This is a genomic window from Kitasatospora sp. NPDC001095, from assembly GCF_053598615.1.
In genome coordinates this window covers 1-2279 of the sequence record NZ_JBSFKQ010000135.1, presented here as the reverse complement: position 1 = coordinate 2279, position 2279 = coordinate 1, and the positions used below count along the sequence as shown (strand labels likewise).

Here is a 2279-nt window from a genome sequence, read left to right as displayed (position 1 = left end):
GGTGTGGTCGCGGACGTCGCGGACAAGATCGCCGTGATGTACGCGGGGCGGATCGTGGAGACCGCCCCGGTGCACGAGCTGTACGCGCGGCCCGCGCACCCGTACACCAGGGGACTGCTGGACTCGATCCCCCGGCTGGACCAGAAGGGCCAGGAGCTCTACGCCATCAAGGGTCTGCCGCCCAACCTGCTGCGCATCCCCAAGGGCTGTGCCTTCAACCCGCGGTGCCCGCGCGCCCGGGACGTCTGCCGGGTCGAGGTGCCGGAGCTGTTCCCGGTCACCGAGGAGGACGGGACACCGCTGGAGGGGCGCGGCAGCGCCTGCTTCTTCTGGAAGGAGACCCTCCATGACCACGACCGCTGACGGGGCCGGCGCACTGGGCGCGGCGCTGCCGGAGGGGGTCGTCTTCGCGCAGGAGGTGCCGCGCGGCGAGCCGATCCTCGAAGTCCGGGACCTGGTCAAGCACTTCCCGCTCACCCAGGGCGTCCTGTTCAGGAAACAGGTCGGCGCGGTGAAGGCGGTCGACGGGGTCAGCTTCGACCTGATGCAGGGCGAGACGCTCGGGGTCGTCGGCGAGTCCGGCTGCGGGAAGTCCACGCTGGCCAAGGTGCTGATGAACCTGGAGCCGGCCACCTCGGGATCGGTCCGCTACAAGGGGGAGGAGATCTCCCGGCTGTCCGGGGCGGGGCTGAGGGCCGTCCGGCGGAACATCCAGATGGTGTTCCAGGACCCGTACACCTCGCTCAACCCGCGCATGACGGTCGGCGACATCATCGGCGAGCCGTTCGAGATCCACCCCGAGGTGGCGCCCAGGGGCGACCGCCGTAAGGCCGTCCAGGACCTGCTGGACGTGGTCGGGCTCAACCCCGAGTACATCAACCGCTATCCGCACCAGTTCTCCGGCGGCCAGCGCCAACGCATCGGCATCGCCCGGGGGTTGGCGCTCAAGCCGGAGATCATCATCTGCGACGAGCCGGTCTCGGCGCTGGACGTCTCGGTGCAGGCGCAGGTGATCAACCTGCTGGAGCAGCTGCAGGGCGAGTTCAACCTGTCGTACATGTTCATCGCGCACGACCTCTCCATCGTCCGGCACATCTCCGACCGGGTCGGGGTGATGTACCTCGGGAAGGTGGTCGAGATCGGCAGCGACGCGGAGATCTACGACCACGCGACGCACCCGTACACCCAGGCGCTGCTCTCGGCGGTACCGGTGCCGGACCCGAGGGCGCGGGAGACGCGCGACCGGATCGTGCTCACCGGCGACGTGCCCTCGCCGGCCAACCCGCCGTCCGGCTGCCGGTTCCGGACCCGCTGCTGGAAGGCGCAGCAGCGGTGCGAGGTCGAGGAGCCGCCGCTGGCCGCGCCGTCCTGGCTGGACGGGGCGGCGCGGCACGACTCGGCGTGCCACTTCGCGGCGGAGCGGGGGGCCGGGCAGGCGGAGGCGGGGGCGGACGGGCAGGGCTCCGGCTGACCCGGGTCCGATGCCAGGGCGCGTCCCCGCCGGTGGGGGCGCGCCCTTTCCCGTGACGGAAAAGAGATCTGCCGCGGGCTCGCCAAGTGCGGCCCGTTCCTTGATAGTTGCTCTGCGCCCGGCGGTGGACGCGGGGACGCCGAGGAGGGCTGCGCTGATGGACGCGGTGGAGGTGATCGGCGGCGGTCGGGGGAGTCTGGAGCCCGGGACGCCGCTGCTGGAGGTCGACGACCTGCACGTGGAGTTCCACACCCGGGACGGCGTCGCCAAGGCCGTCAACGGGGTGAGCTACTCCGTCGCGGCGGGGGAGACGCTGGCGGTGCTGGGGGAGTCCGGTTCGGGCAAGTCGGTGACGGCGCAGGCGATCATGGGCATCCTGGACATGCCGCCGGGGCGGATCGCCTCGGGACGGATCCTGTTCCGCGGCGAGGACCTGCTGACCATGGGCGGCGATGCCCGACGGTCCATCCGGGGCCGGCGCATCGCGATGATCTTCCAGGACGCGCTGTCCGCGCTGAACCCGGTGCTCAGCGTGGGCTACCAGCTGGGCGAGATGTTCCGCTCGCACCGGGGCGTCTCCCGCAGGGAGGCCCGGGAGAAGGCCGTCGAGCTGATGGAGCGGGTCCGCATCCCGGCCGCGAAGCAGCGCGTCGGGGACTTCCCGCACCAGTTCTCCGGCGGCATGCGGCAGCGGATCATGATCGCGATGGCGTTGGCCCTGGAGCCGGACCTGATCATCGCGGACGAGCCCACCACGGCCCTGGACGTGACGGTGCAGGCGCAGGTGATGGACCTGCTGGCGGAGCTG

General features: G+C 71.4%; 3 protein-coding genes. All 3 read left to right on the top strand.

The window, feature by feature from the left end; genetic code table 11:
* Window positions 1-363 (top strand): oligopeptide/dipeptide ABC transporter ATP-binding protein (locus tag ACWDBB_RS36135; protein ID WP_449793642.1); only part of this gene is annotated, 363 nt, incomplete at its 5' end.
* The gene (locus tag ACWDBB_RS36130; protein ID WP_449793641.1) at window positions 347-1471 is read left to right on the top strand and encodes an ABC transporter ATP-binding protein; all 1125 of its coding nucleotides are present in this window, start codon (window positions 347-349) and stop codon (window positions 1469-1471) included. The genes ACWDBB_RS36135 and ACWDBB_RS36130, both read left to right, overlap by 17 nt.
* 157 nt (window positions 1472-1628) lie before the next feature.
* Window positions 1629-2279 (top strand): ABC transporter ATP-binding protein (locus ACWDBB_RS36125; protein WP_449793640.1); only part of this gene is annotated, 651 nt, incomplete at its 3' end.

Coding starts and splice junctions, on each gene's coding strand:
- ACWDBB_RS36130 (WP_449793641.1), top strand. CDS start 347: ATGACCACGACCGCTGACGGGGCCGGCGCACTGGGCGCGGCGCTGCCG.